At 67.5% G+C, this 23,899-nt stretch carries 17 protein-coding genes; 5 read left to right on the top strand and 12 right to left on the bottom strand.

What is annotated here, in order from left to right; all coding sequences use genetic code 11:
* Positions 1–4 precede the first annotated feature (4 nt).
* The 6 genes from BX604_RS00710 to BX604_RS00735 form a co-directional block, all read right to left on the bottom strand.
* Positions 5–931: a hypothetical protein gene (locus BX604_RS00710; protein ID WP_098549125.1), complete on the bottom strand. Its 927-nt coding sequence runs from the start codon at positions 929–931 to the stop codon at positions 5–7.
* Complete coding sequence (locus BX604_RS00715) at positions 928–4,644, bottom strand: type VI secretion system Vgr family protein (RefSeq protein WP_098549126.1); 3,717 nt, start codon at positions 4,642–4,644, stop codon at positions 928–930. Before BX604_RS00715 ends, BX604_RS00710 begins: the two co-directional genes overlap by 4 nt.
* A gap of 115 nt (positions 4,645–4,759) precedes the next feature.
* Positions 4,760–7,159 (bottom strand): T6SS phospholipase effector Tle1-like catalytic domain-containing protein, encoded by a 2,400-nt coding sequence (locus BX604_RS00720; protein ID WP_098549127.1) that lies wholly within the window; start codon positions 7,157–7,159, stop codon positions 4,760–4,762.
* Positions 7,156–7,764 (bottom strand): DUF3304 domain-containing protein, encoded by a 609-nt coding sequence (locus BX604_RS00725; RefSeq protein WP_098549128.1) that lies wholly within the window; start codon positions 7,762–7,764, stop codon positions 7,156–7,158. Before BX604_RS00725 ends, BX604_RS00720 begins: the two co-directional genes overlap by 4 nt.
* A 115-nt stretch (positions 7,765–7,879) precedes the next feature.
* On the bottom strand, positions 7,880–8,746 hold the full coding sequence (locus tag BX604_RS00730; RefSeq protein ID WP_098552660.1) for a DUF4123 domain-containing protein: 867 nt from the start codon (positions 8,744–8,746) through the stop codon (positions 7,880–7,882).
* Between the two features lie 2 nt (positions 8,747–8,748).
* The gene (locus BX604_RS00735; RefSeq protein ID WP_098549129.1) at positions 8,749–11,544 is read right to left on the bottom strand and encodes a type VI secretion system Vgr family protein; all 2,796 of its coding nucleotides are present in this window, start codon (positions 11,542–11,544) and stop codon (positions 8,749–8,751) included.
* Between the two features lie 488 nt (positions 11,545–12,032).
* Here BX604_RS00735 and BX604_RS00740 point away from each other — a divergent pair, with 488 nt between their 5' ends.
* Both BX604_RS00740 and BX604_RS00745 read left to right on the top strand, forming a co-directional pair.
* Positions 12,033–12,296, top strand: a complete 264-nt coding sequence (locus BX604_RS00740) for a PAAR domain-containing protein (protein ID WP_098549130.1) — start codon at positions 12,033–12,035, stop codon at positions 12,294–12,296.
* Positions 12,297–12,333: 37 nt separating this feature from the next.
* On the top strand, positions 12,334–13,731 hold the full coding sequence (locus BX604_RS00745; protein WP_098549131.1) for a hypothetical protein: 1,398 nt from the start codon (positions 12,334–12,336) through the stop codon (positions 13,729–13,731).
* Positions 13,732–13,771: 40 nt separating this feature from the next.
* On the opposite strand, the gene BX604_RS00750 is transcribed toward BX604_RS00745, so the two are convergent.
* Positions 13,772–14,107, bottom strand: coding sequence for a hypothetical protein (locus tag BX604_RS00750; protein ID WP_098549132.1), 336 nt, complete (start codon positions 14,105–14,107; stop codon positions 13,772–13,774).
* A 110-nt stretch (positions 14,108–14,217) separates the two neighbouring features.
* Positions 14,218–14,964, bottom strand: coding sequence for a MipA/OmpV family protein (locus tag BX604_RS00755; protein WP_098549133.1), 747 nt, complete (start codon positions 14,962–14,964; stop codon positions 14,218–14,220).
* Between the two features lie 242 nt (positions 14,965–15,206).
* Between BX604_RS00755 and BX604_RS00760 the strand changes: the two genes are divergently transcribed.
* The 3 genes from BX604_RS00760 to BX604_RS00770 all read left to right on the top strand — a co-directional run bounded on the left by BX604_RS00760 (position 15,207) and on the right by BX604_RS00770 (position 18,624).
* Positions 15,207–15,932, top strand: coding sequence for a response regulator (locus BX604_RS00760; protein ID WP_098549134.1), 726 nt, complete (start codon positions 15,207–15,209; stop codon positions 15,930–15,932).
* Complete coding sequence (locus BX604_RS00765; protein ID WP_098549135.1) at positions 15,933–17,240, top strand: ATP-binding protein; 1,308 nt, start codon at positions 15,933–15,935, stop codon at positions 17,238–17,240.
* A 652-nt stretch (positions 17,241–17,892) separates the two neighbouring features.
* Complete coding sequence (locus BX604_RS00770) at positions 17,893–18,624, top strand: OmpA family protein (RefSeq protein WP_179894774.1); 732 nt, start codon at positions 17,893–17,895, stop codon at positions 18,622–18,624.
* 10 nt (positions 18,625–18,634) lie between these two features.
* Here the strand turns inward: BX604_RS00770 and BX604_RS00775 are convergent, their stop codons facing one another.
* The 4 genes from BX604_RS00775 to BX604_RS00790 form a co-directional block, all read right to left on the bottom strand.
* A complete protein-coding gene (locus BX604_RS00775) occupies positions 18,635–19,885 on the bottom strand; it encodes an MFS transporter (RefSeq protein WP_098549137.1) in 1,251 nt (416 codons plus the stop codon).
* 34 nt (positions 19,886–19,919) lie between these two features.
* Complete coding sequence (locus tag BX604_RS00780) at positions 19,920–21,017, bottom strand: porin (protein ID WP_098549138.1); 1,098 nt, start codon at positions 21,015–21,017, stop codon at positions 19,920–19,922.
* 120 nt (positions 21,018–21,137) lie between these two features.
* Positions 21,138–22,079, bottom strand: coding sequence for a VOC family protein (locus BX604_RS00785; RefSeq protein ID WP_098549139.1), 942 nt, complete (start codon positions 22,077–22,079; stop codon positions 21,138–21,140).
* A gap of 11 nt (positions 22,080–22,090) precedes the next feature.
* Positions 22,091–23,881 (bottom strand): FAD-dependent monooxygenase, encoded by a 1,791-nt coding sequence (locus tag BX604_RS00790; RefSeq protein WP_098549140.1) that lies wholly within the window; start codon positions 23,879–23,881, stop codon positions 22,091–22,093.
* Positions 23,882–23,899 lie beyond the last annotated feature (18 nt).

The following is a 23,899-nucleotide window of genomic DNA, read 5'->3' on the forward strand; positions in this document are numbered from 1 at the left end:
AGGATTACTTTCCAGTCAGTTTCACGTTGTCCAGCCGGTTCATCGGCGTAAAGATCCGCCCGTCCATTTCCTGCGGACGACGGATGTCGACGTTGACCGAGCCGACGAAGACATAGTTGCCGGCCTCGATACGCCGGATCGACGAGCGGGCGTTATAGGTCAGATCCGCGTACGGCACGCGAAATTCCACCGTTTCAGGCTGCCCCGGCTTCACGACGATTTCGTGCCGATAGTGACGGGACGTGTCACTCAGATATTTGCTGACAAGCCTGATGTCAAATTGAACGTTGTCGCTACCGCCACCGATCTGCACATATTGCAGATCGGGACTCGCCAGATCCGGCGACCAATGATCCGGGCCGTCGATCGTGACGTCCTGTCTTCCATCGTTCGAGAACGTCATCTCGACAACCAATAGCGCTTGCGCGGACCGCACCGAGAATTGCGGATGCAGATTGATCTCCGGCGTGCCGTGCGCCAGCAAATCATGGGCGAGGTCGTAAAGCACCGAGAGCTTGTCGTTGAATTGATCGTCGAACTGGTAGTTGTACGTCCCTTCGTAGCGATGGCCGCCCTTGTCGAACGAATAGACGAGCACGGACCCTGCATTGAATGCATGGAGCTGAGGGATCGTTCTGCTGCTCAACGCTGCCTTCACCGTCTCGACCTGTTTGCGAGAGGCGCCCGTCAGCTCGGCCGTATATTTCCCGATCCCGACGTAACGCGTCAGCGGCATCGGATCCAGATCCCGTCCACGCGAAAAATACGACACCGTTCGGCCGTCAGTCTTGAAAACGATCGGCGGCGACGGATTGACCTGCCCCTGTCCGCTACGAATTTCAAAATAGTCCGGGCGATCTTGTGCAAGCGCCATTTTCAACACTCCGAAAGAAATCATCGACATCGCAACAGCGACGAAAATCCGTTTCATTTCAGCACTTCCCAGTCGATTCCGGTTTTGCCGTTGAACCAGTCACGGAAGCCATACATGTAGTGCTTCGGAATTTCCGGCTTCTCCTTGAACATTCCGCGGCCCATCAAGTTCGTTTCGGTGGAGCGCTGCCAGTTGTCGTCAAGTTGCGCCATGGTCACGTCGACCAGATGCCTTGAGTTGATGTATTTCCCGAACACGGTGCCTGCGTCAATGAAGTACTCGTCCGGCCAACCGAAGAGATGCCCGCTCTCATGCGCGATCGCATTCTGGGTCGATACCGGGACATACCGCTGCTGCTGATCGTCCCACACGACTTGCACTTCGCCCCAATGCTTCGAGTTCGCCCGCGTCACCTGTGGAAAGAGATCGATCTCGGCATGGAATGCCCCGGTCTGAACGAGTTCGACTTCAAGTTTCACCTTGACCTTGCAGGTACATGCCTTGCCGAGCGGACACTCCTTCGGCTGCATCGAGTAGTTCCCGCGGTTCAATCCTTCCTCGATGCGCTTCTTGAATCCAGACACGGCAGCAAGACCACCGGGCCGGCCCACCGTCCTGATGATCCTGTCCTGCCGTATGCCGTCACTGTTGTACGGCACCGAAAACGGCTTGCCCGTCGACGGATCCATATAGACGCGCCCCTGGTTGATCCAGTATTGATCCTTCAAATGGACCTTGATACGGACGGTTGCCGTCACGGTCGCCGTCGCCGGGGCATAGCCGATATCGTACGTCCCGCTCGCTGCGGCAAATCGAAGCCAGTTGAGTTGCCCGTCCTTCAACTTGGGATTGCCATCCGCGTCCGTCTCATAATAGTCGGCGCTCCCCATGTTGACCGTATGCCGCTCCGGCTTGATAGCGGGAACGTGAAGGTTGCACGGTCCACTTTGCGCCGCCCGACCTTTTTTCGGCATGCCGTCCAGTTCACTGGAAACGGGTGGCGGAGTCGAATAACCGAGCGACGGGCCCCGCCCCGCATCGGCCGCTGTTGGTGCAGGGGCGGAGGGCGCGGGCAACGGCTGACCAGGCGCATATGAAAACGCCCGAGTCGCCACGCCCGCCCCACCCGCTCCCGATACCGCCGCGCCGGCCACCGAACTCGCCGCGCCCGTCACCGCCGCACCCGCCGCACTCACCCCCGACGCCACCGCCCCCCGTCCCGCCGGACTCGCCGCCAGCGCCTGCACGAGGAAGTCACACGGATCGCCCTGCGGCAACACCGGCAGCGCCGGCAGCTTCACGCTCGTCGCGCGCGGCCCCGGGAACGGATGCCCGCCCGACTTCACCGCGAACTGCCCCGGCGTCTCGACGATGATGTCGCCGCCCTTCAGCGTGATCCGGTTCGGTCCCTGCTGCAGCACGATCGCGTCCTGCGCAAGCACGTCGACCCGCTCGTCGGTCGACGTCACGCGCAAGGTCTGGTCCGCGAGAATCTCCATCGTCGACGCGTGCGCCTCGACGCTCACCGGCCCTTCGCCCGCGATTGCCTTGAGCCCGCCCGCCACGCTGTACAGGCTCGCCGCATCGCCCGTCGCCGCGGCCACGGTCGCGCCGGCACCGACGTGCGCATCGCCGAGCGACGTCACGTGAACATGCTTCGCCGCATACGACACCGCACTGTCCGGCGTCGTCACCACGATGTTCTCCGGCGACTCCATCAACACCGCGGGCGTCGCGAATCGCTCGACGGGGTCGCCGCCGTCGCGCTGCGTCCCGTTCGGCTTGGTCGCGCTCTGGCCGCCCGCGCTGCCCGCATACTTGCCGTCCTGCGCGGGGTCGATCGCCTTCAGGAAATCCGTCTGCGCCGCATTCGCGCTCAGGCCGACCGCCTGCGCGCCCGTGGCCGCCCGGTCGAGTTCCTGTGCCGTCTTGGCCGCATCCTTCAACTGCTCCACGCGTTCGGCGACATCCAGCTGCGTCGACGCACCGAGCTGGCGCGCGGTACTCGACATCAGCACGCCCGCGCCGGCCCGCACGACGCCCCAGCCCTGCGTCGCGAGTTCGAAGCCTTCGCCGCGATAGGCGCCGCGCATCGTGCCCTGCTGGTCGATCAGATAGCCCTGCGCGAGATGCGTGCCGGCCGTCGAATTGTTCAGCTCGTGGCGCAGCTGTCCGGCCGCATCGTCCATCACCCAGCGGCTGCCCGGCTGCCCGTCGAGCGTTTGCGTCTGCAATCCCGTCAGCGATCCTGAATGATTCGCATCGCTGCCCTCGCCGGCCGAGAACGGCGGCCGCACGCGGCCGCCATACACCTGGCCGAGCACGACGGGCGCGTCAATGTTGCCGGACTCGAAGCCGACCACGACCTCCGCCCCCACGCGCGGGACAAACGCATGGCCGAAATTCGGCCCGGCCGCCTGTTCGGCGACGCGAACGAGGATGCCCGACCGTTGATCGCCCGGCGCATGGCCGGCCGGATTGGACCGGCTCGCCGTATCGGTCAGCCCGCCCGGCAGCGGCGCGAGCCCGCGCATCCACGGAAACTGGATGCGGACCTGGTGATCGCGCGTGCTGCTGACGCGGCCGCCCGGCTCGCCGACCACGATCGCGGTCTGCACGCCGGACACGGTCGGCCGGTCGCGGAACGGCGGCACGATCGGCGTGCCTTCCGGCACCGCGACGAAGCGGTTGCGATAGTGCCCCTGCTCGAGCTCGCCGCGCCCGAACAGCTGCCCGATCTGCGCGCCGAGATTGTTGACGGCCTCGTGCTCGATCGACAGCGGTACGAACCGCACCGCGCCGCCCAGATAATCGTTCAGCGTATGCACGTGGCCGATCTCGAGCGTGCGCGACGTGCCGCCACCACGGTAGATCCGCTTCGCAAGCTGCAGCGCGTCGAGACGCTGTTCGGCATAACGCTGCGCATCGCCGCTCGTGTCGAACCGGCCGGCACGCTGGCCGTCGTAGATCTCCCGCACCGGCAGCAGCGGCGCATCGGCGTTGGCCGGTTGCTGCGCATGGCCGGCGAGCGCGTGGAGTTCGCTGGCCTTCCAGCTCGTCGCCACGACGCGATCCGACACGAGCTGACGCCGGTCCGAGAATTGCGTGATCACGCCGTCCGGATCGCCGACGTCCTGCGCATTGAACGCGATGGCGCTGCCGTCGGGCAACCGCGCATGGCGGTCGAACACGACGACGGCATGATCGCCCGATGGTGCGTTGCCCGCGTCCTGCCCGTGCTCGATGCGAAACGACAGCCCGGCTTCCGACAACTGTCGAAACACGAAATCGAGATCGGTTTCGCGATACTGGCCGCGCAGACGGAACGCACGCAGCGGCTCGACCAGCTCGTAGCGCCGATGCGCTTCCGGGTAATCGCCGAACACCTGTTCGCAGATCCCCTCGGCATCGAGATCGACGAAATACAGGCAATTGCGGCGCAGTTGCAGCAACGCGAGCCACGATTCCATCGTCAGCCGATAGCGCGTGAATTCGCCGTCGCTCTCCGCATACGCGGCATGCGTGACGTAACCGTTCCAGCAGCGTTCGCCCGCCGCCGTCGCGAGACGCAGCCGCATCGCACTGCCGATCAGCGGCGCCAGATCGAGAAACGGCTCGCTCGACAGCACGTCGATCTCGAACCGGAACGATTCGCTGATCCCTTCACGGCCGTGAAAGCGCTCGACCACGAATGCGCCCGGCATCGCGGTATCGATCTGGATATGGCGGGTCGCTTGCCCGTATCCCGTTAATGCGGCAACTAGATCCATGTCGTGTCTCGGCAATCGTGCGCGCGTGCGTATTGCGCCGGCTGGTTCGTATCGAAGCGGTTCTGCGGTGCGACGGCGGCCGGCCGCCGCACCGCGAAGGCAGTGCGTCGGGCCATCACGGAACGATCCCGTTCATGTCGATCTTGTACTTCAGCATCTGGCGCTGCGCCTCCATGTCTTCCTGCACGCTGGGCACGTACGGCGCATCCCAGCGCACGCCGTTTACGTAGACGGTACGCCAGCGCAGGTAACCCCACACGAACGAAAACTCGCGCCCCGAATCCTGCAGCGCGAGACCGCCCGTGACGTTCGGATCGGTCAGCACGGCACTGTCGGTCGGCGCATTCGCGTCCTTGGCTGCGCGCGCCTTCTGCGCGGCCTGCTGCGCGGCGTCGTAGCGTTTCAGGATGTCGGCCTGCTGCGCGCTCAACGGCGAACGCGGTTCGGGTTCCGGCACCGCGCTGACCCCGGGCCCGAGCCCGAGCGCGCTCGCGCCCATCACCTGCATGATCTGCGACGGCCCCGGCAAGCCGAGCTGCTGACGCTTCTGCCACGCCGCATGCTGGCGCTCGAATTCGGCCTGGCGGGTTTTCAGCGCCTTGATCTGGTTGTGGTTCCACACGTCGTCGTCGTCGCCGAGCGGCTTGAACCACGCGCGCGAGTCGTGCATGAAGTTGTCGTACAGCGCGCTGATCGGCGCCTCCGGCGGCCCCATGTTCCAGTCGCCCCGCACCTCGAGCCACTGCCGCCATTTCTCGTCGAGCTGCAGCTGGAAGAAATCCTCGGCGCGCTTCGCGCTCTGGCGCACCACCGGACCGACGAACGGAATCGAGGACTCCAGGCCCTGGATGATCGGCAGAACGGCCGGAGAAATGAAGGCTGCGGCTTTCGGGTTCTGCGTGAGCTTCTTGCTGATCGTGCTGCCTGCGTAACGGCTCACGGTCGAGCCGCCCTGCTTCTCGCAGTCGAGCAAGTCGCGCCACTCGAGCCGCAACTCCTCGTTCGCGCTGTCGAGATCGGCCGCATCCTGCGGATAGGCGGCCTTGGCGGCAATGAACGATGGTTGCGTACGCAAGTTGTCGAGCCGCATCCTGCGCCAGCGCAGATACAGCCCGTAGTGCGCGCGCATCAGGCCCGGCGTGCCGTGCTCCTTGGCATAGTAGTAGTTCGCGCTGGTGTTCACGTAGGCGGAAAACGCGCGCTTGAGCGCGGGCGAAATCGCGAACGCCGCGGCCGCTTCGGCGGCGACGCCCGGCCCCTTGATGTCGAGCGGCACGCCGGCCTTGCGCGCTTCGCGATACATGTCGAGCAGCGGCACCTGCGACAGCTTGTCCGCATCGCCGGTGCCGCGCCCTTGCTCACCCGGCCCGTAACCGCCGCCGACGTCCGAATGGACGCCCGGATAGACGATCTCCTCGCGGCCGTCCACCGACGCATTGATCAGGTCGAGCGGGAACGATCCGCGCGGCTCGTGCGCGGCGACCATGTGAACGCAGCGGCGGATGTAGTACGGCAGCCCCATCAGCTCCTTGCGCCCCCAGCCGCCGTGCCCGTCGAACAGCGTCGCGGCCGTACTTTGCGCGATGCCGACCGACGCCACCGTATCGAACAGGCCGAGAAAGTCGTACGACACGGGCACGCCGCACAGGCTGAAATCGGCGTCGAGCGCATCGTTCAGCCAGTTCGAGAACGTGCGGGCCTCGGCCGCGCCGCGCGAAAAACCGAACACGTACAGGCGGATGCGCTGCAGCTTCGGCTTGCCCTTGACCAGCAGATCGCCGACGCGCGCTTTCAACTCCGCGCAACGGGCCTGCAACGCGACGCGACGCTTGTCGTCCCACGCCCGCATCGTCGCGGTCCAGTTCGCCGTATCGACTTCGCGCTTGAGCTGCGCCCAGATCGTGTCGCGATCCCAGGTCAGTTCGATCCCGTTCTGCTCGGCCGCCATCAGCTTGAGCGCACCGGCGCTCGAACTGCCGCGCGCGTTGATGTCGCCCAGACTGCCCGGCTTCGGCGGCGTGCCGCCGAGGTCGATGCCCTTGAAGTTCAGGTCGACGCTGACGGCCTTCGCGAGCGCCTTGTCGCTCTTGCCGAGCGCCGCGGACAGCGAATTGCCGAGCGCGTGCGCATGCACGACGTTGTGGATCTGCAGCAGCGCCCAGTTGATGCGCCCCTCGCCGGCCCACCCGGTCGCGGCACCGGCCGCGGCCTGCAGCCCGACGCCCTGGTCGCCGATCTCGTCGACGAACGGCGTGCCGACGCCGGCTACGTAGATGGCGCTGTGATACTTGTCGCGGGGAAACACGTCGAACAGCCGCGCGACGTTGCTGTGCTTGCCGCCCGCGCGATCGCGATCGGCGTTGTTGCGCGTGCCGTCGAAGAAGACGCCGATATGCAGCGTCTTGCAGCAACTCATCCCGTCGTCGTCCTGCAGCCGGCGCATGATCGCGTCCTGCTCCTCCCGGGTGACGACCCCGACGTCCGGCCGGTCAGCGCTCGCGAAGCGGAAACTCATGGCGTGATCCTCTTGTCGGGATGCGGGCACTGCGGATCTCCGTTGCGCAACGTGAAGTGCCCCGGACACGCTTCGTCGGGCGCCTGGAGATTTTCGGGGAAGCCGCGGTAGCCGGGCATCCACTGCGACGCATAGACCTTGATCCGGTCGTGCGGAAAGAACAGGACCCACAGGAAGCCGTCCGAGAATGTGTCGTAGCGCTCGACCGGCACGACCCGGCTCGCGAGCGCCTTCGGATCCTTCCGGTACAGGGTGTCGTCACGCCACTGCAGGTTGACGGTCAGCCCGGGATGCCATTGCTTCGGCAACGCGACACAGCAGATGATCGCGCCGCCGCCGCTGCCGATGCGCGCCGGCACCGTCCCGCCCCAGGTGCCGTCGACGTAGAACGCGCCGATCGGAACATCGGTGTAGTTGAGGGCATTCAGCTTCAGCCCCATCGTGCCGGACGCGGCGGCCGCGCTCGCGACGCCCGACGCGCCGGACACACTCGACGCCGAAGACGGCACGTCGGTCGCGCGCGAACATCCGGCCGTCCCGAGCAGGATGGCCATGAACATCAGCAGCCGAGCGGCAAACGTCGTGGAACCGGCATTCAAACTCATCGCTTCATCCTCTTGTCCGACGCCGTCCGGCGCGGATCCTGTCAATTGCGTGTACCCCGTCGCCTGCTTCGCGGACACACCCGTGTCCCGCGCCGGCCCGCGAGCCCGGACCGTGCTACGCGGACGACGTCGCCGGCGCCAGTTCCGTCACCAGATATCCGGCCGCCACGAGCGCATCGAGCGCGGCCCGCGACGCTGCCGCGGGCGGCCCGTCGTGCCGTGCCCACGCCGCACTCACGCACGCATGGGCTTGCGACGGAGTGGCCACCAGACGGCCGAAACTCTCCGGACGCTGGCGGACATGAAACAGCAGCGTGTCGATCTTCGCGGCCTGCCGCAACTGCTCGATCTGATCCTCGTCGAGCACGTAGGGCTCGCCGTCGCGCCCGACCTCCGTGTCGTCGCCCGCCGCCTGGCTCGCGTGGTCCACCTCGAGCGCCGTGAGCGCTACAAGCGCCCCGGTGCGGTCGAACACGTGCCACGCGCCGATGCCGTCCGTGAAGCGGCGGCGCTGCGCGGGCGTGAGCGCCGCGAGCCAGGCGGGCAGGCAACGCGTATCGGCGAAACGCACCAGAAACGCTTCGCCGTCGGCCGCCGCGCTCGCCTCCATCTGTCCGCGCAGATGCACGGCGAGCGCGGCGGTATCGCGCGCACCGTGCAGCAGGCTCACCATCGGCCGGCCGGACGTCTCGCGCAGCACCGCCGCGAGCATCGCCGTGCGTGCCGCGGCGTCGGCCGGCAATGGCACGAGGCAAGGCGAAATCGTCAGCAGGTCGTCGCCGTCGTACACGCCTTCGTACAACACGACGACGGCATCGTCGCGGTCGACCGCGGGCAGCCGGTCGCGCAATGCCGGCGCGAAACCCATGTCGAGCAGCAGATGCCAGCGGCCGTCGGCCGGCGCGCGCCCGAACAGCGCATCCAGGCGGTCCGGCGTGTCGTCGGGATAGCGGTCGATCCAGTCGGGCGTGTCGATCGTCATGCTCAGATCGCCTTGCCCGCCAGCGCGCTGCCCGACTGCATCGCATGCAGCAGGCATTCGACGCAGACCTTCTCGGGAAACTGCGGCAACGGCGTATTCATTTGATCGGGGCCCACGAAGGAATGCTGCGCGGCATACACGACGAATTTGCCGGGGCAGCCGAACGTGACGTCGCCCCCCTCGATCGTCACGTGCGCACCACCGCTCACCGCGAGATGCACGGTCTGCTTCGCGGCGATCTCGACAGCCGCGCTCGCGGAGGCGAGCTTCACGTCGTCGCGCGCACGCAGGCCCAGCACGTCGCGCTGCGCCTGCAGCGTCAGCCCGTCCTTGCCGGCGATCAGGCTCATGCCGACACCGTCGGCGTGGCTCGCGCCAGCCAGCCAGCCGATGCCCTGTCCGCTGTGAATGCGCAGCTGCTGCGCGGCGGCGAGATTGAAGTCGGTGCCGCTGCCGAGCGACAGCGTTTCGCCGGCCGCCCATTGCAGCGCCTGTCCGGCGATCAGCCCGTGCCCGCCCCGTGCCTCGATGCCGAGCACGGCGTCGCCCGTATGCGGCAGTGCGTTGCCGGTCGATCGCTGCGCGGCGTCGGCCGACGCCTGCGCGTAGCCGTTCGCGCCGACCGTAGTCGCGAAGCTCTGCGCGAGCGCGTCGAGCGGTGCGGCGCTGCCGTTCAGCGACGACTGGCCTGCCTGCTCCACGCCGCGCTGCGCGGCGAACGGCAGCGTCCCGTGCGCATCGGCCGTCTTGTCGAACCGGCCGACCAGCGCGGTGTGCCGGGCGAGGAGCGCCTGCAGCGCGGAGGCATCGCCCGCGGGCTGCGCGGCACCGGCGGGAGCATAGCTCGACACCAGCAGGCCGCGCGTCGCACGCATCGCACCGTACGCATCCGAGCGCAATTCGACGCCCTGGCCGCGAAAACTGCCGAGATAGTTGTCCGACTGATGACGCAGATGACCGAGGTTCAGTTGCGTCGCCGCATGCGTGGTCGCCATCTGCAGGCGCCCCATGCCGTCGGAATCGTCCGTGACGAGCTGGTTGTGGCCTTGCCCGTCGAAGCCCTGGCTCTTGAAGCCCGACAGCGCACCGGCGTGATTGTGGCGATCGGTGCCGCCGCCCGCGCCGTGCCACGCGGGGCTGAGCCCGCTCGCGAGATTGCCCTGCGCGCTCGGCGCATGATCGCCCGCCTGCGTATAGATCGACGGGTCGAGCGGTTTTCCGGCCGCACCGCCTGGCGAAGGCGACTCGCCGCCTTCGCCACGGCCGTTGAACAGGCCGCCGAGCACGATCGGCCGGTGGATCAGCCCGTGGTGAAACTGCACGAGGACTTCATGGCCGATACGCGGCACCTGCTGAAGGCCGTGCCCGTCGCTCGCGAGCCGTTGAATGGCGCGCGTCGGGTACGTGCCCGCATCGTCTTCCGCCTGCCAGTGAAAGCGAACCCGCAACCGTCCCTGCGCATCGGCGTGCACCGGCCCGGTCGAACCGGGTTGCGCGCTGCCGGTCGGACCGACGACGATCGCCGTCTGCGCACCCAGCGCCGTCGCGACCGGATTGAGTCGCTGTCCGGTGCCATCCGCCAGCGAGGGCCGCCACACTTGCGTGCGCGGCACCGCGTCGAACCGGTTCGCGTAACCGCCGGCCTTCGCGTGCCGGAGCACGCGCGGATCGAGCGCCGTCGCCGGCAACGGTCCGAGCTGCCGTTCGATGGCTTCCATGACGGTCGCCGGAAGATTGTTGATCCCGATGTGCTCGACGTGCGTCAGCAGGAACGCCTCGGGCGCCGCGGCGCCGCGCACCGCTTGCCAGCCGGTATCGACGAGTCTCAGCGCGCGGCCGGCGCGCGCCGTGCGCAGCGTGCCGTAGCCGGTCCAGAAACTGGCGCGCGACACGATCGCGTCGGCCTGGCGCCGCGCCGTGTCTTCCGCGTCGCGCAGGGTGTCGAACGCCTCGGGCCCGACGTCGTCGTAGAGCTCGCGCGCGCCGTTCGGCCGCCCCAGATTCGTGCTCGCGGTGGTCGCGTGGTTCGCGCGGTAATCGCTGCTGATCAGTGTGATGCGGTCGGCCGTCAGCGACAGCGACTGCCCGATCCCCAGGACCACGTCGTCGGTGTCGGTCGCCGTCCCGCTCGCCCGCCGCGGCACCCCGCCGCGGCGCGCCGACGTATCGTCCTCGGCCAGTTGCGCGCTGTCGTCGAAGACCAGCATCGCATGCCCGGCCGGCGCGTCCTCGTCCTCGACGAAACAGAATCCGAAGCCGGCCTCGGCCAGCAGATGCTGAACGAATTCGTAGTGCGTATGCGTGCGGTACTGCACGCGGTACGCCACCGGCCCGAGCGCATCGAGACGCCGGCTCGCGTCCGGCGTGAGACGCCACCGCGCAATCCCGGCATACGGCGCGAACACCGTGTCGAGCACGTCGGCGAGCGTCTGGTTCACGAAGGTTCGCTCGTCGCGCGCATGCGTGAGCGCCGCGAGCCACGGCACGATCCGGAGATGGTAGCGGGCGAGGCCCGCGTCGTAACCGATGCACTCGGCGTCGGCGACGAGTCCGCTGCGCAGCGTCGTCGTGCCGTTCGCGAGCGTGGTGCGAATCGCGACACGCTGGCCGAGCATCGCGTCGAGATCCAGTGCCGGGTCCGTCGACAGCGCATCGACGTTCCATTGAAAGAGATCGGAGAGCGATTCGCGGCCGGTCCAGCGCTCGATTTGAAATGCGGCAAGCGCGCCGGAGCCGTCCAGCGAATACAGGCGATTGAATGCGCCGAAAAGAGACGCAAATTCCTTGATGACGCTCATGCGATTCCCGCTCTCTCAGGATTTGACGTTTTTAAATGCATATTACTGTGACGAACACGGGACGATGCACGCTTGCCGGCATCGCGATCACCATGGCGCACCGGCGGGAAACGCGCCCCCTTCAACACCGCCCGGCACGCGCGCCCTTCCGCCATCAGGCCGCCCCACGCCAGCGGGACCGAGCAATGCGACCCCTATTTGAAGCTTTCTATTTTAAATTACACCGTCAGGCTGCGCCATAGACAAACAAACCTAGATTTAAAAACGCAGGCCTTGACGTGCGGGCTTCACGCACGATAATGACTCCCTTCAGTTCGACAGGTATATTACAGCCCGACCGAAACAGGAAATTATTTCCGAAAGGTAATAAATACTGATTCGGTCGGTATTCATTCGAAAAGCGTTGCCGATAACAGCCGCGACTGCCTCCGCACCGAGCGGCCAGGTCACGATGCATCGACGATGATCCCGGCAAGGAGCCCATCCGGATGACCCAACCCTTCATCGTCCTTGGCGACAAGCACAGCCACGGCGGCACCGTGACCAGCGCGTCCACGCTGTCGTCGGTCGACGGTCGCGGCATCGCGCGCCGCAACGACACGGTGACGTGTCCGATCCACGGCCCGAATCACATCGTCGACGGCGACGACACGATGATCGTGCAAGGCGAAGGCGTCGCGCGCGACGGCTACAAGACGGCTTGCGGCGCCGTGCTGGTCGCGAGCCGGACGGCGGGCAGCGACGGCAGTTGACACGCAACGCCGGCAAGTCACGGGGAAATCGACGGAAATGATCACGGGGTTGCGCAAAACGGCGTTCGTCGCCGCGCTATTCGTTGCGGTGTGGGTCGCCATGCTCGTCTGGTGGAAAACGACCCACCATGCGCCGACCGCCAGGGAGTGGTTGCTGTGCGGACTCGTGCTGCCGGCATCGCTCGCCATCTGCGCGGCCTGGCTGCGCCAGGGACTCGGTCAGCGCCCGGCGCGCACGGCCGCCGCACCCGCGCGCTCGCCCGCATCGACGGCGGCCGCGGCCGCGCAGGATGGCGCGTCGCAAACAGGGTCGGCCCTGCTGCTCGACAGCAGCGTCAGGCTGCCGACCGGGGCGACGACGGCAGACATCGACGCGGCGGCCCGGGAAGAACGTCCGGTCGCGCTTCATGCCGAACTGCAACGTCCGGACGGAACCGGGGTATTCGCCAGTACCGTCGAATCCGTGTCGCTCGACCGGTTCGATACGAGCCTGCTCGAGCCCGGCACACACGACACGCTGCAGGACGAGCACTGGCGCGCGCTGCTGCTCGCCGCCGATGCGCTCGACGAATTGCGCGAACGCCACGCCGTGCTGTCCGGCGCAGACGCCGACGCGCCGCCGCTCAGGCTCCACCTGCTGATGCCGGAGCGCTGGCAACCGGTCGCCGCAACCCTCGCCGCATGGCTCGATGCCCACACGGCGCGCGAAGCAGTCGCGCCGGGCATCGTCCGCGCGCCACTGCGCATGATTGCCGATCCCGTACAGGCATGGACGGTCGTCGACGAACTGATCCAGGCGTTGCACCTGCAACCGTCCGGCGATCTGCACGTCGTCCTCGCATTCGATTCCACCGCGAGCCAGGACGCCGTCGACGCGCTGGATCGCGCCGGCCGGCTCTACGGCCGCGACCGGCCGAACGGCGTGATGCCCGGCGAAGGCGCATGCGCACTGCTGCTCGGTCATCCCGACGCGCCGCACGCGACGCCGGTGCCGTCGATCCATCGGCTCGTGTCAGCGCGCCGCGCGAGTTCCGCCGATCATGGCAAGGTCGAATCGGCGACGCTCGGGCAACTGCTCGCGACGGCGGGTGCGCACCTGTCGGCGTTGCGCCCCGACCTGACGGCGCCCGGATTCGTCACCGACGCCGATCAACGCAGCAGTCGTCGCACCGAAGTCGTGACGGTCGGCGAACAGACGTGGGGGAACGACGCCGCCGAACGCAGCCGCCATCTCGGGCTCGCCAACGGGGCCAGCGGCGCGGCACTCGCGCTGGCTACGCTGGCGGTCGCCGCCGATCACGCGACGGAGGAACAGCAAGCGGTACTGGCCACATCGGTCAGCGATCCGCTCGCACGCGGCGTGATGCTCGTCACGCCCGCGGCGGCGGCCGGCACGGCTGCGCCGGCGCTGCAATCCGGCAGCGTCGCCGCGTGACCGTACACGTCGGCCGGCACTTCCCTGCCGGCCTGACCCGTCACCCGCGCCGCACCCAGATCACCTTCCCGTCGCGAATGCCGAGGTCGCGGCGCTCCATCCGATAGTCCATCGTGCCCGGCAGCGACTGGCCGTCGCGCTCGAGCACGCGCCACAGGCAGCCGTCGAGCAGCGCGGCCGCATCGGCCTCGCGCTTGCCGATCAGCGCGTCGTCCGGCGCGGCATCCGTCTTGCACGCCTTCGCCGCGCCCGGCGGGACGCCGATCGGCGCGGCACCGCCGGCCGTGGCGTCGGGGTGTTTCGCATTCATGTCCGCACATCCTGCAAAGGTTGCGCTCGCAACGAGTGCTGCGAGCAGCGCGATCGTGTGCTTCATCGTTTTCTCCCTGTCGCGGCCCGGCGCAATGCCGGAGCCGCCTGCATGTTACCGCACGCGATTCGCGGCAATGGGGCATCGCTGGCGACATGCGCGCGCCGGCAGCCCGCTCAGAACTTGTAGGTCGCGCCGGCCATCCCGTAGTAGTTGCTGCGCGACTGGACGATCGGGCTGTCGCCGTAGCGTCCCAGCAGTCGCGTCACGCCGCCGGTCGCGAGTACCGACCAGTGCCGCGACACGTCCCAGTTCCACGCGACCGACATCGTCGCGCTGTCGATCCCGCCGCCCGTCGAATACGGCCTGAACCGGCTCGTCATCGATTGCGCATCGGTCACGCCGTAGAACGTCTGCATATAGCGTCCGGTGCCGCCATGCACGCTGCCCGTCACGATGATCTGGTGCTGCGCGGTCTTCAACACCGGCACCGCGAGATCGACGTGTCCCGACACGCCGTGCGACGTGTGCGTCACGGGCGTGTCGACCGAGACGCTCAGTTCGGCCGCGTTGAACAGCGTCACGCCCGCCCGCACGCCGACGAGCACCGAGCCCGGAATCCGGCCCATCCCCTTCAGGTAGTCCGAACCCGGCAGGTCGAAGCGGTTCTCGTCCGCGCGGCCCGGATCGTAGTTCACCGCCGCCGACACGAACACGCCGTGCGGCAGGTCCAGCCGGTAGCCGGCGCCCGACGTGCTGTCGATGAAGAAGCCGTTGCCGAACGCCGCCGAAAACAACGGCGCGACGACGCCACGATACTGGTTGCTCCCCTGGTAGCGCGGTGCGGCGCCGCCGCCGAGCGACAGCGAATACTGGTTTTCCGCGTGGGCGGCGGCGGCGAGGGTCAGGCTGGCGAGCGGCATGCAATAGCGATAGCGTCGAAGGGTTGGGCGCACAATATTCAGATGAAAGTGACGGAGCCCGAAGTCTAGGTGTCGCCGCGCGCCCGAACTGTCCGGAATCTGCGGGGAATCTGTGCTCAATTGTGTCGGATTGTTCGCGATTGTCGCGTCGTGGCCCCGGCTGCCGGAACGCCGGATAAAATTCGCGTGCCGCGCCGCACGCCTGCCCGGGTGTGGGACGACGCGCGCGTTTCGAAGAGACCATGAACGACAATCCGCTCAAATACCGTGTGCTGCTGATCGAGGACGACGACCGTCTCGCGCAACTCGTGCGCGAATACCTCGACAGCTATGAATTCTCCGTGACGGTCGTGCGGCGCGGCGACCTGGCCGTCGCCGCCGTGCGCGAGCACCAGCCGGCGCTGGTGATACTCGACCTGATGCTGCCGAATCTCGACGGGATGGAAGTGTGCCGGCGCATTCGCGCGTTCACCAACGTGCCGGTGCTGATCCTCACCGCGCGCGCGGACGTCTACGACCAGGTCGCGGGCCTCGAAACCGGCGCCGACGACTACGTGACCAAGCCGATCGAGCCGCGCGTGCTGGTGGCGCGCGCCCGCGCGCTGCTGCGCCGCGCGCAGCCGCCCGTTGCCGACCTGTCGGCCGCCGCACCCGAAGCGCTCGTGTTCGGCGAACTGACGATCTCGCCGCCGAACCGCACGGTCACGTGGCGCGGCGAACCCGTCGACCTGAAGACGGCCGAATTCAACCTGTTGCTGATCCTCGCGCGCGCGGCCGGCACCGTGCTGAGCCGCGACGACATCCTGAAACAGTTGCGCGGGATCGAATTCGACGGACTCGACCGCTCGGTCGACTCGGGCATCTCGAAGCTGCGCCGCCGTTTCGAGGATGCGTCGTCGGAGCCGCACAAGATCAAGACGATCTGGGGACGCGGCTACCTGTTCAGCCCTTCCGCGTGGGACGAATAAATGCTGCGCCCGTTGATCAGGCTGTACCTCATCGTGATCCTGTCCGGTGCCGTCTCGATCGCGTTCATTCAAATCGGCTTCGACCGGATCTTCTACGAGCGCGCGGCACAGGCGCAGCGTGAGTCGCTGACGACCTATGCGTTCGTGCTGAACGACTATCTGGAACGCCATCCCGGCGCGCAGCGTACGCTCGCGCTGCGCGAACTCGCGCAGCACGGCAACGAAGGATTCGACTTCCTGACGATGGCGAACGCGCGTGCGCAACTGCACGGCACGCCGCTGCGCGACCTCGAGAGCGGCCGGATCTCGATCAGCTACGACGGCAAGGATTACTACATGCCGCTCGCGGACGGCTCCGTGCTGCACGCGCGCCCGATCCAGCCGTTCGATCTCGACATCAAGATCTATGCGTACCTGCTGCTCGCGCTCGCCGCGCTGCTGGCGGTCGTGCTGTGGATCTCGTATCACTGGCGCGATCTGCGCAAGCTGCAGGAGGCCGCACGCGCGTTCGGCGCCGGGTACCTGTCGACGCGCGTGAAGCTGTCGGGCCGCTCGAACGTCTACGAGCTGTCGCAGCAGTTCAACGACATGGCCCAGCGCATCGAGGCGTCGATCAAGCAGCAGCGCGAAATGATGCACGGCATCTCGCACGAGCTGAAGACGCCGCTCGCGCGCCTCGAATTCGGGCTCGCGCTGCTTGCGGAAACGGACGAGGACGGCCGCACGCGCGAGCGCCGCGACGAGCTGCGACGCGACGTGCGCGAGCTCGACGATCTCGTCACCGAACTGCTGACGATCGGACGACTGGAACAAGGCGCGAGCGAACTCGCGCCGATGGAAGTCGTCGTCGATGCGCTGATCGACAGCGTCGCCGGCAACGTCGCGAACGATGTCGCCGATCGCGGCCTCGTGCTCGACGTGTCGACCGCCGGCACGCCGGCCGCCCACGTGTGCGATCCGAAGCTCGTCGCCCGCGCGCTGCTGAACCTGATCCGCAACGGCGCACGCTATGCGTCGCACACGGTGCGGCTGTCCGCGGCGAGCGATGCGTCCGGTGCACTGATCCTGAGCGTCGACGACGACGGCCCCGGCATTCCGGTCGCCGATCGCGCACGCGTGTTCGAACCGTTCCAGCGACTCGATTCGAGCCGCGACCGTCAGACCGGCGGGTTCGGTCTCGGCCTCGCGATCGTGCGGCGCGTCGCACTCGTGCACGGCGGCGATGTGCGGCTCGAGGATTCGCCGCTGGGTGGCGCGCGCTTCGTGATCACGCTGCCGGCGCGGACCTTGCCGGTGTTCCTGGGGTGACGCGCCGCCGACCCGTGCGGCGCATACGCGCCAACTCCCGTCGTCGCGGCCCGATGCCGGATAGCGCCGCTCGCCTCGCACCGGTCTGCTTCCGGTTCTCGTTACGTCGTATCGATCTTCTGGCTGCCGGCCGGCCCGCCCGGTACGGCCCCCGGCGAAAAGGTCAGACGATATGCAAATTTCAACCAGGCGTGTCGACCGCGCGGGCAGCAGCGGCCCGCATCTAGCCGTGATGCATCGCACGATCCATCAGATCCCGGCAGATCGCTCAGTACTCCAGCACACTTATCCCGAATGCGGTTGAGCCATCTCGCGACTGAACCGCTGCATTCGCGCACGTGACTTCGTCAGGCTCGATGCATGCGCAACCGTCCTGATGAATGATTTCGCAGCGATGCGCGATGCGCCGGCACCTGCCCGGCATGCGCGAGCCATTACGTATCGTTACCCCGCCGAACACACCGACAGCCGCTACCCGCACCGCGCGCCTTGGTTCGCGCGGCGAATGTGCCCGTCCGCCGCCCCTGCCGTCTGCGAGGTTTGCTTACACACCGCAAAGGCTTTTCATGATCCAACCCGTTAGCCTTGGATCACCGCTCGTACCCGCATTGGCATGCGACCCGTTCAACCTTCGATACGCCGGACGCTCATCATGAAACAGCCTGCTCTCCACTCCGCCACCGACAACCGCCGTCGCATCGCCACCGCTGCGGCCGCATGCGGCGTGCTCGCCGCCGCCTGGTTCGGCAACATCGCGCCGGCTTCCGCGCAGGTCATGGTGCTGGCGCCGCCGGCGCCCGTCTACGAAGCCGCGCCGGCGCCGCGCGTCGGCTATGCGTGGGAACGCGGCTACTGGGCGTGGCAGTATGGCCGCTATGTGTGGGTGCCCGGCCACTGGACCGGGATCGAACGGCGCGTGGTGGTCGCACCGCCGGCCCCGCCCGTCGCGCAGGTGATGCGTGTGTCGGCCGACGCGCTGTTCGCCTTCGATCGCGGCGACCTCGCCGACATCCTGCCCGGCGGCCGCGCGGACATCCGCGACATCGCGGCAAAGCTGAGCGCGTCGCGCTTCGCCCGCATCGAAGTGCGCGGCTATACCGACCGGCTCGGTTCGGCTCCGTACAACCTGCAACTGTCGCAGCGTCGTGCGAACGCGGTGAAGGCACTGCTGGTGCAGCACGGCATCCCCGCCGATCGGATCGACGCGCGCGGGCTCGGCGAACAGGATCCGATCACGCATTGCAGCGACAACCAGTCGCACGACAGTCTCGTTGCGTGCCTGCAGCCCGATCGCCGCGTCGAGATCGTGACCTTCGCACGCACGGACGACCGCTACGGCCCGCCGCAGCGGCCCTACCAACCGTACCAGTCGTACCGGCAGTAACGGCCGACGCTCACGATTCGGCCAGCGCGACCGTGCGCGCGAGTCGCGCCGGCGCGGTTTCCTTCAGCGCCAGCGCGACGATCAGGCCGAGCACCAGCGCCCCCATGCCGAGCTGCATGATGTACTGGATGCCGAAATGCTTCGCGACGTAGCCTGCGACCGACGGCGCGATACCGCCGCCGAAGATCTCGCCGACACCGATCACGAGCCCGGACGCCGTGGTCATCAGCTGCGCGGGCACGGCTTCCGCGCTGATCGGCCCGACCGTCAGCGTGATCATCGCGAACACGAAGAAGATCGTCGCCAGCAGCCCCGCGAACAGCGCGACCGGATTCGCGCCGGTGCGCGAGAACGCCCATAACGACACGAACGCGCCGATCACCGACAGCACCATCACGGGCCGGCGCCCGATCCGGTCGGACAGCGCGGGCATCGCGATCCCGCCGAGCGTGCCGCCGATACCGGTCGCGGACAGCACGAAGCCCATTTGCTGCAGGCCGAGATGCAGATAGTCGGTCAGGTAGTTCGGCAGCAGCGCGCTCAGCACGATCAGGCAGGTCAGCCAGCACAGCATCCCGACGAAACACAGCGGCACGTTCCGGTAGCGCAGCACGTCGCGCCACCGATGGCTGCCCGCGTCGCCCGCCTGCGTATGCGCGGCCGCGCGCTCGGCGCTGGTGTCGCGCAGCACCTTCCACGTCAGCACGCAGACGACGAGCCCCGGCAGCGCGACCATCGCGAAGATCCAGTGCCACGGCACGACGCGCATCAACTGCGTGACGACGATCGGCGCGATGCCGAGCCCGAGCAGCGGCAGCGCCGCCTGCTGGATGCCGACGTTGCGGCTGTGACGCGCCGGATCCGACGCATCGAGCGTGGCGGTGATACTCGACGGCGTGTACGCGCCTTCCGCGAAGCCCATCACCGCGCGGATCGCCATCAGGCTGCCGACGCCCCATGCGAGCCCGCTCGCGCAAGCCAGCAGCGAGAACGCGAGCATCGCGGGAATGATGACCTTGCGATGGCCGAAGCGATCGGACAGGTTGCCGGTCACGAGCGCGGATACGCCCCACGCGACCGACAGCGCCGCCGTGATGTGGCCGAGATCCTGATAGTCGAGATTGAGGTCCCGCATCATCACGGGAAAGAGCGGCATGATCATGAAACGGTCGACGCCGACGAGCCCGAATCCGAGCGCGAGCAGCGCGACGATCTTCCATTCGTACGAGGTGTCCCGACCGGACACGCGTGCGTTGTTCATCTGGTTTCTCCACGAGGTGCGCAGGGCTGCGCGGTCAGAACACGGTGTGCATGCCGATGCGTGCAATCGCCTGGCTGGCGCCGGACGATGCGCCGTCCGGGTCCAGCACGCCGTTGATCTGCGCCTGGGCGCCGCTGTTCGCGCGCTGCCACGCGCCGCTCGCATAGACCATCGTGCGCTTCGACAGGTGGTACTGGACGGTGGCCGTGAGCTGATGCGCATGGTTGTCGTCGAGCGTCGCGTTGCCCTTCATGTACATGTAGTCTGCGCCCAGCGTCATCGCGTTCGTCAGCGTCCACGTGCCGCCCAGCTCGCTCATCCACGCAGCGCCGCCCGACGCCGCGTTGCGCACCGTCGTGAACAGCGCGCTCAAGTTGACCGGGCCGAAGCCGTAACGCAGGCCGGCGCCCCAGTTGCGCACGCTGGTCGAAGCCGCGCCCGCCTGCGCGCCGTATTTCTCGTTCGTATAGGCGGCCGCCGCACCAAACGTTCCGATCGAATAGTCCGCGCCGACGCTCACCGTGTTGTTCGCGCCGATGCTGCCGGGCACGCCGCCGACGCCGTACAGCGCGCCGAATTTGAATCCGCCGATCACCGGGCTCACGTACTTCACCGCATTCGCGACGCGCTGGCTGCCGGCCATCCGGTCCCAGTCGAATGCGCCGGTCGGATTGCCCGGCAGCGCGAGCTTCTGGAACGGGCCGTTGCGCAGGTTGTACAGGCCGCCCACGTCGCGCGCCGCATCGACGCCGCCAAAGAACAGCGCATCGGCCATGAACTCGTACTGGTTGCCAAGCGTGATCGTGCCGTAGCGGTCGTTCTGCACGCCGACGAATGCGGTACGCGCGAACAGCCCGTCGCCGATCGTCGTGCCGGAGCCGATCGCGATCTGACTGACGAGCTGGAAAATCACGTGCGTGCCGCCACCGATGTCTTCGCTGCCGCGCAGCCCGACGAGGCTCGGCGTGAAAATCCCGTCGTCGAATTTGACGACGCCGTGACCGCCTTCATTGCTGACGTAGCTCACGCCCGCATCGAGCAAGCCGAACAGCGTGACGCTGCTCTGCGCGTTCGCCGTGCACGTATGCCCGAGCGCCAGCAGGCCGATTGCACAGGTCTTTTTGCCGACCATCCTGATCTCCAATGATGATTCGTTATACTGATTGATGTGATGAAAATGAAAATCCGGAACGCCGGACCGGGCGGTCCGGCGCAAGGCGCGCCGGCGCGAGCCGGCGGCATCTGATGACGGTCAGGCGGCTTCGGTGTTTTCGAAGAAGTAGTCCGGCACGTCCGGCCCCCAGAGATACAGCGAATCCTCCGGCGGGTGGTCGCCGACCGGCCACTCGACGCCCGCGCCGACATAGTCGATGTCGGCGGAGTATTCCCAGAACGACCCCCACGGATCGCGCACGTACTGGAAGTAGTTGGAGCCCAGCACATGACGCCCGACGCCCCAGCCTTCCACGTAACCGGCCCGCTGCATCTGCATCTTGCCGAGCCCGACGTCGTCTACGGCCGGCACGTCCCATGCACTGTGGTGCCAGCCCTTCGCGCTGCCCTGCGCGAACGCGACCAGATGATGGTCGCTGCCGTGGCGCGCATGCAGGAACGCGACGATGCCCGCGGCGCCGTCGGACAACGAGAGCCCCAGCGCCTGCTCGTAGAACGCGATCGCGCGACCGATGTCCGGCGTGAACATCAGCACGTGCGACAGCCGCGCCGGATGCACGACCGGCGCGTCGCCGCGAAACAGCGCGCCGCGCTGCGGCCGGATCCCGGTTGCGCGCGGCACCGCCGGCTTGCATCCCGGCGTCGTCTTCGCGCCCGCCTGCAGTTGCATCAGGTTTCCGTCGGGATCCTCGAACCAGAAGCCGTCGTCCGGCGCACGCCCTTCGGCCGGCGTCGCCGCACGGCCGCCCGCCTCGAGAATCTGCGCGCGCAGCGGCTCGAAATCGTCGGCAAAGCAGTTCAGCGACAGATACGCGAGCCGCTTGCGCGGCCCCTCGCACAGCGTCACCCAGACGTGGCCGCCGGCTTGCGTACGCAGCCGCAATTCGTGCCCGCTCGCCTCGACGTCGAAACCGAACGCCGTCACGAAGCGACGGGCATCCGTCAGGCTCGGCACCTCGAGTGCGAAATGGTCGATGCTATGGATACCGAACTGGGCCCGCTTCCTTGTCGCAATCGTCATTCCGACCTCCGTTACGCTTCGGCCAGTGCGGCCGCATCGACATTCGCGCGCGCCTGCGGCACGCCACCGAGAATCCGCGCGAGCACGCGCCGCAGCGCACCGGCCGGATCGTCCGCCAGCGCTTCCGAACGCCACGCGACGAAGCGGTCCGGCCGCACCAGCACGCAACCGTGATCCTCGATCTCGCGCTGTCGCGCCCAGTCGCCGTACACGTCGAAGGTCGACGTGCCCTGCTCGATCGCCACCGTGCGGATCGCGATGCCGAATTCGTCGCCGACCTGCTTCGCCGCATCGAGCCACGCGCGTCCGCCTGCGCCGGTCAGCACCGTGAACGCGCCGTTCCCGACGAGGTCGAGCGTCGACACCTGCGTGCCGTCGTGCTGGATCCACGCGTGCGGAATCGATGCGCCGGGCGTCGTCGTCGGATGATAGTAAAGCTCCGGGTCGCGCGACGGAATCGGGAATGTCGCGCCGTCGCGCACGATCGCGGACGACGTGTAGTGCTGCCCGAGCTCGACGCCGTGGCAGTTGAACTGATAGTTCTGCAGTTCGACCGCGTCTGCGAGCGCCTTGCGGCGCTTGCGGCCCGCGTCGTCCTCGGCGAACAGCCCGTCGAGCGACGCCCAGCCCTCTTCGATGCTCTGCCCCTCCGAGAAGCCGAGCGCCTTCGCGATCGGCAGCATCTCGCCGACCGATTTGATCGCACGATTGACGACCGCCTCGGCCACCGGCTGGCGTTCGTCCGAATACGTCTGCAGCAACGCAGGCGATGCCTGCCCCTTCACGATCATCGCGAGCTTCCACGCGAGGTTGAACGCGTCCTGCACCGACGTGTTCGAACCGAGCCCGTTCGCCGGCGGATGGCGGTGCGCGGCGTCGCCCGCAATCGCGACGCGCCCCTTCACCATGTTGCGCGCGACCATCCGGTTGATCGTCCATTTCGATACCGCCTTCACGCGGATCGGGATGTCGGGGTCGCCGATCGTCGCGCGCGCCCGCGCGATCACCGCGTCATGGCTCAGGTCGGGCTCGCCGTCCTTCGGGTTGTACATGAACAGCAGCACCCATTCGTTCCACGGCCGCACGCAGATGTACGTGCCGCTGCCGACCCAATAGTCGCTGCCCGGCTGGCTCATCCAGTACAGCACGCCCGGGCGGTGCGCGGTGTATTTCTCGAGGTCGACTTCGAGCCAGCAGTTCACCGCGCAGCCAAGCCCCATTTCGCCGTCCAGCTCAAAGCCCAGCTGCTTGACCACGAGGCTCTGCGCGCCGTCCGCGCCGATCGCATAGTCGGAGATCACTTCGATCTCCTCGCGCGTGACGACGTCGACGAGCTGCGCGATCACCGCATCTTCCGTCTGACGAATCGACACGAGCTCGGTGTTGAACAGGATGCGCGCGCCGTACTCGCGCGCCGCACCGAGAATCACCGGTTCGAGCAGGTGCTGCGGCGCATTGCACATCTGCGACGGGCTCGCCGCCTCGTAGTCGGCCTTGCGCCGCGTGCCGGTGCCCCAGGTCTGCAGCCGTGCGATCTCGCGATCGGCGAAGCTCGTCGCCCATACGTTGTTCGTCATCAGCTCGTTCGGCGTCGCGAGCGCACGTACGCGCGCCTCGATGCCCAGGTCGCGGAACACCTCGACCGTGCGCTGGTTCGTGATGTGCGCGCGCGGCGAATGCGCGGTGCCCGGATAACGCGTGATCGCCAGCACGTCGACGCCGTACTTCGCGAGTAGCGCCGCGCTCGTCAACCCGGCCGGCCCTGCGCCGACCACCAGTACCGGAACTCGAATCTGTCTCATGTCTTCCTCAGTCTCTTG

Origin of the sequence: Burkholderia sp. JKS000303, from assembly GCF_002563755.1 — a bacterium.
Taxonomy (GTDB): Bacteria; Pseudomonadota; Gammaproteobacteria; order Burkholderiales; family Burkholderiaceae; genus Burkholderia; species Burkholderia anthina_B.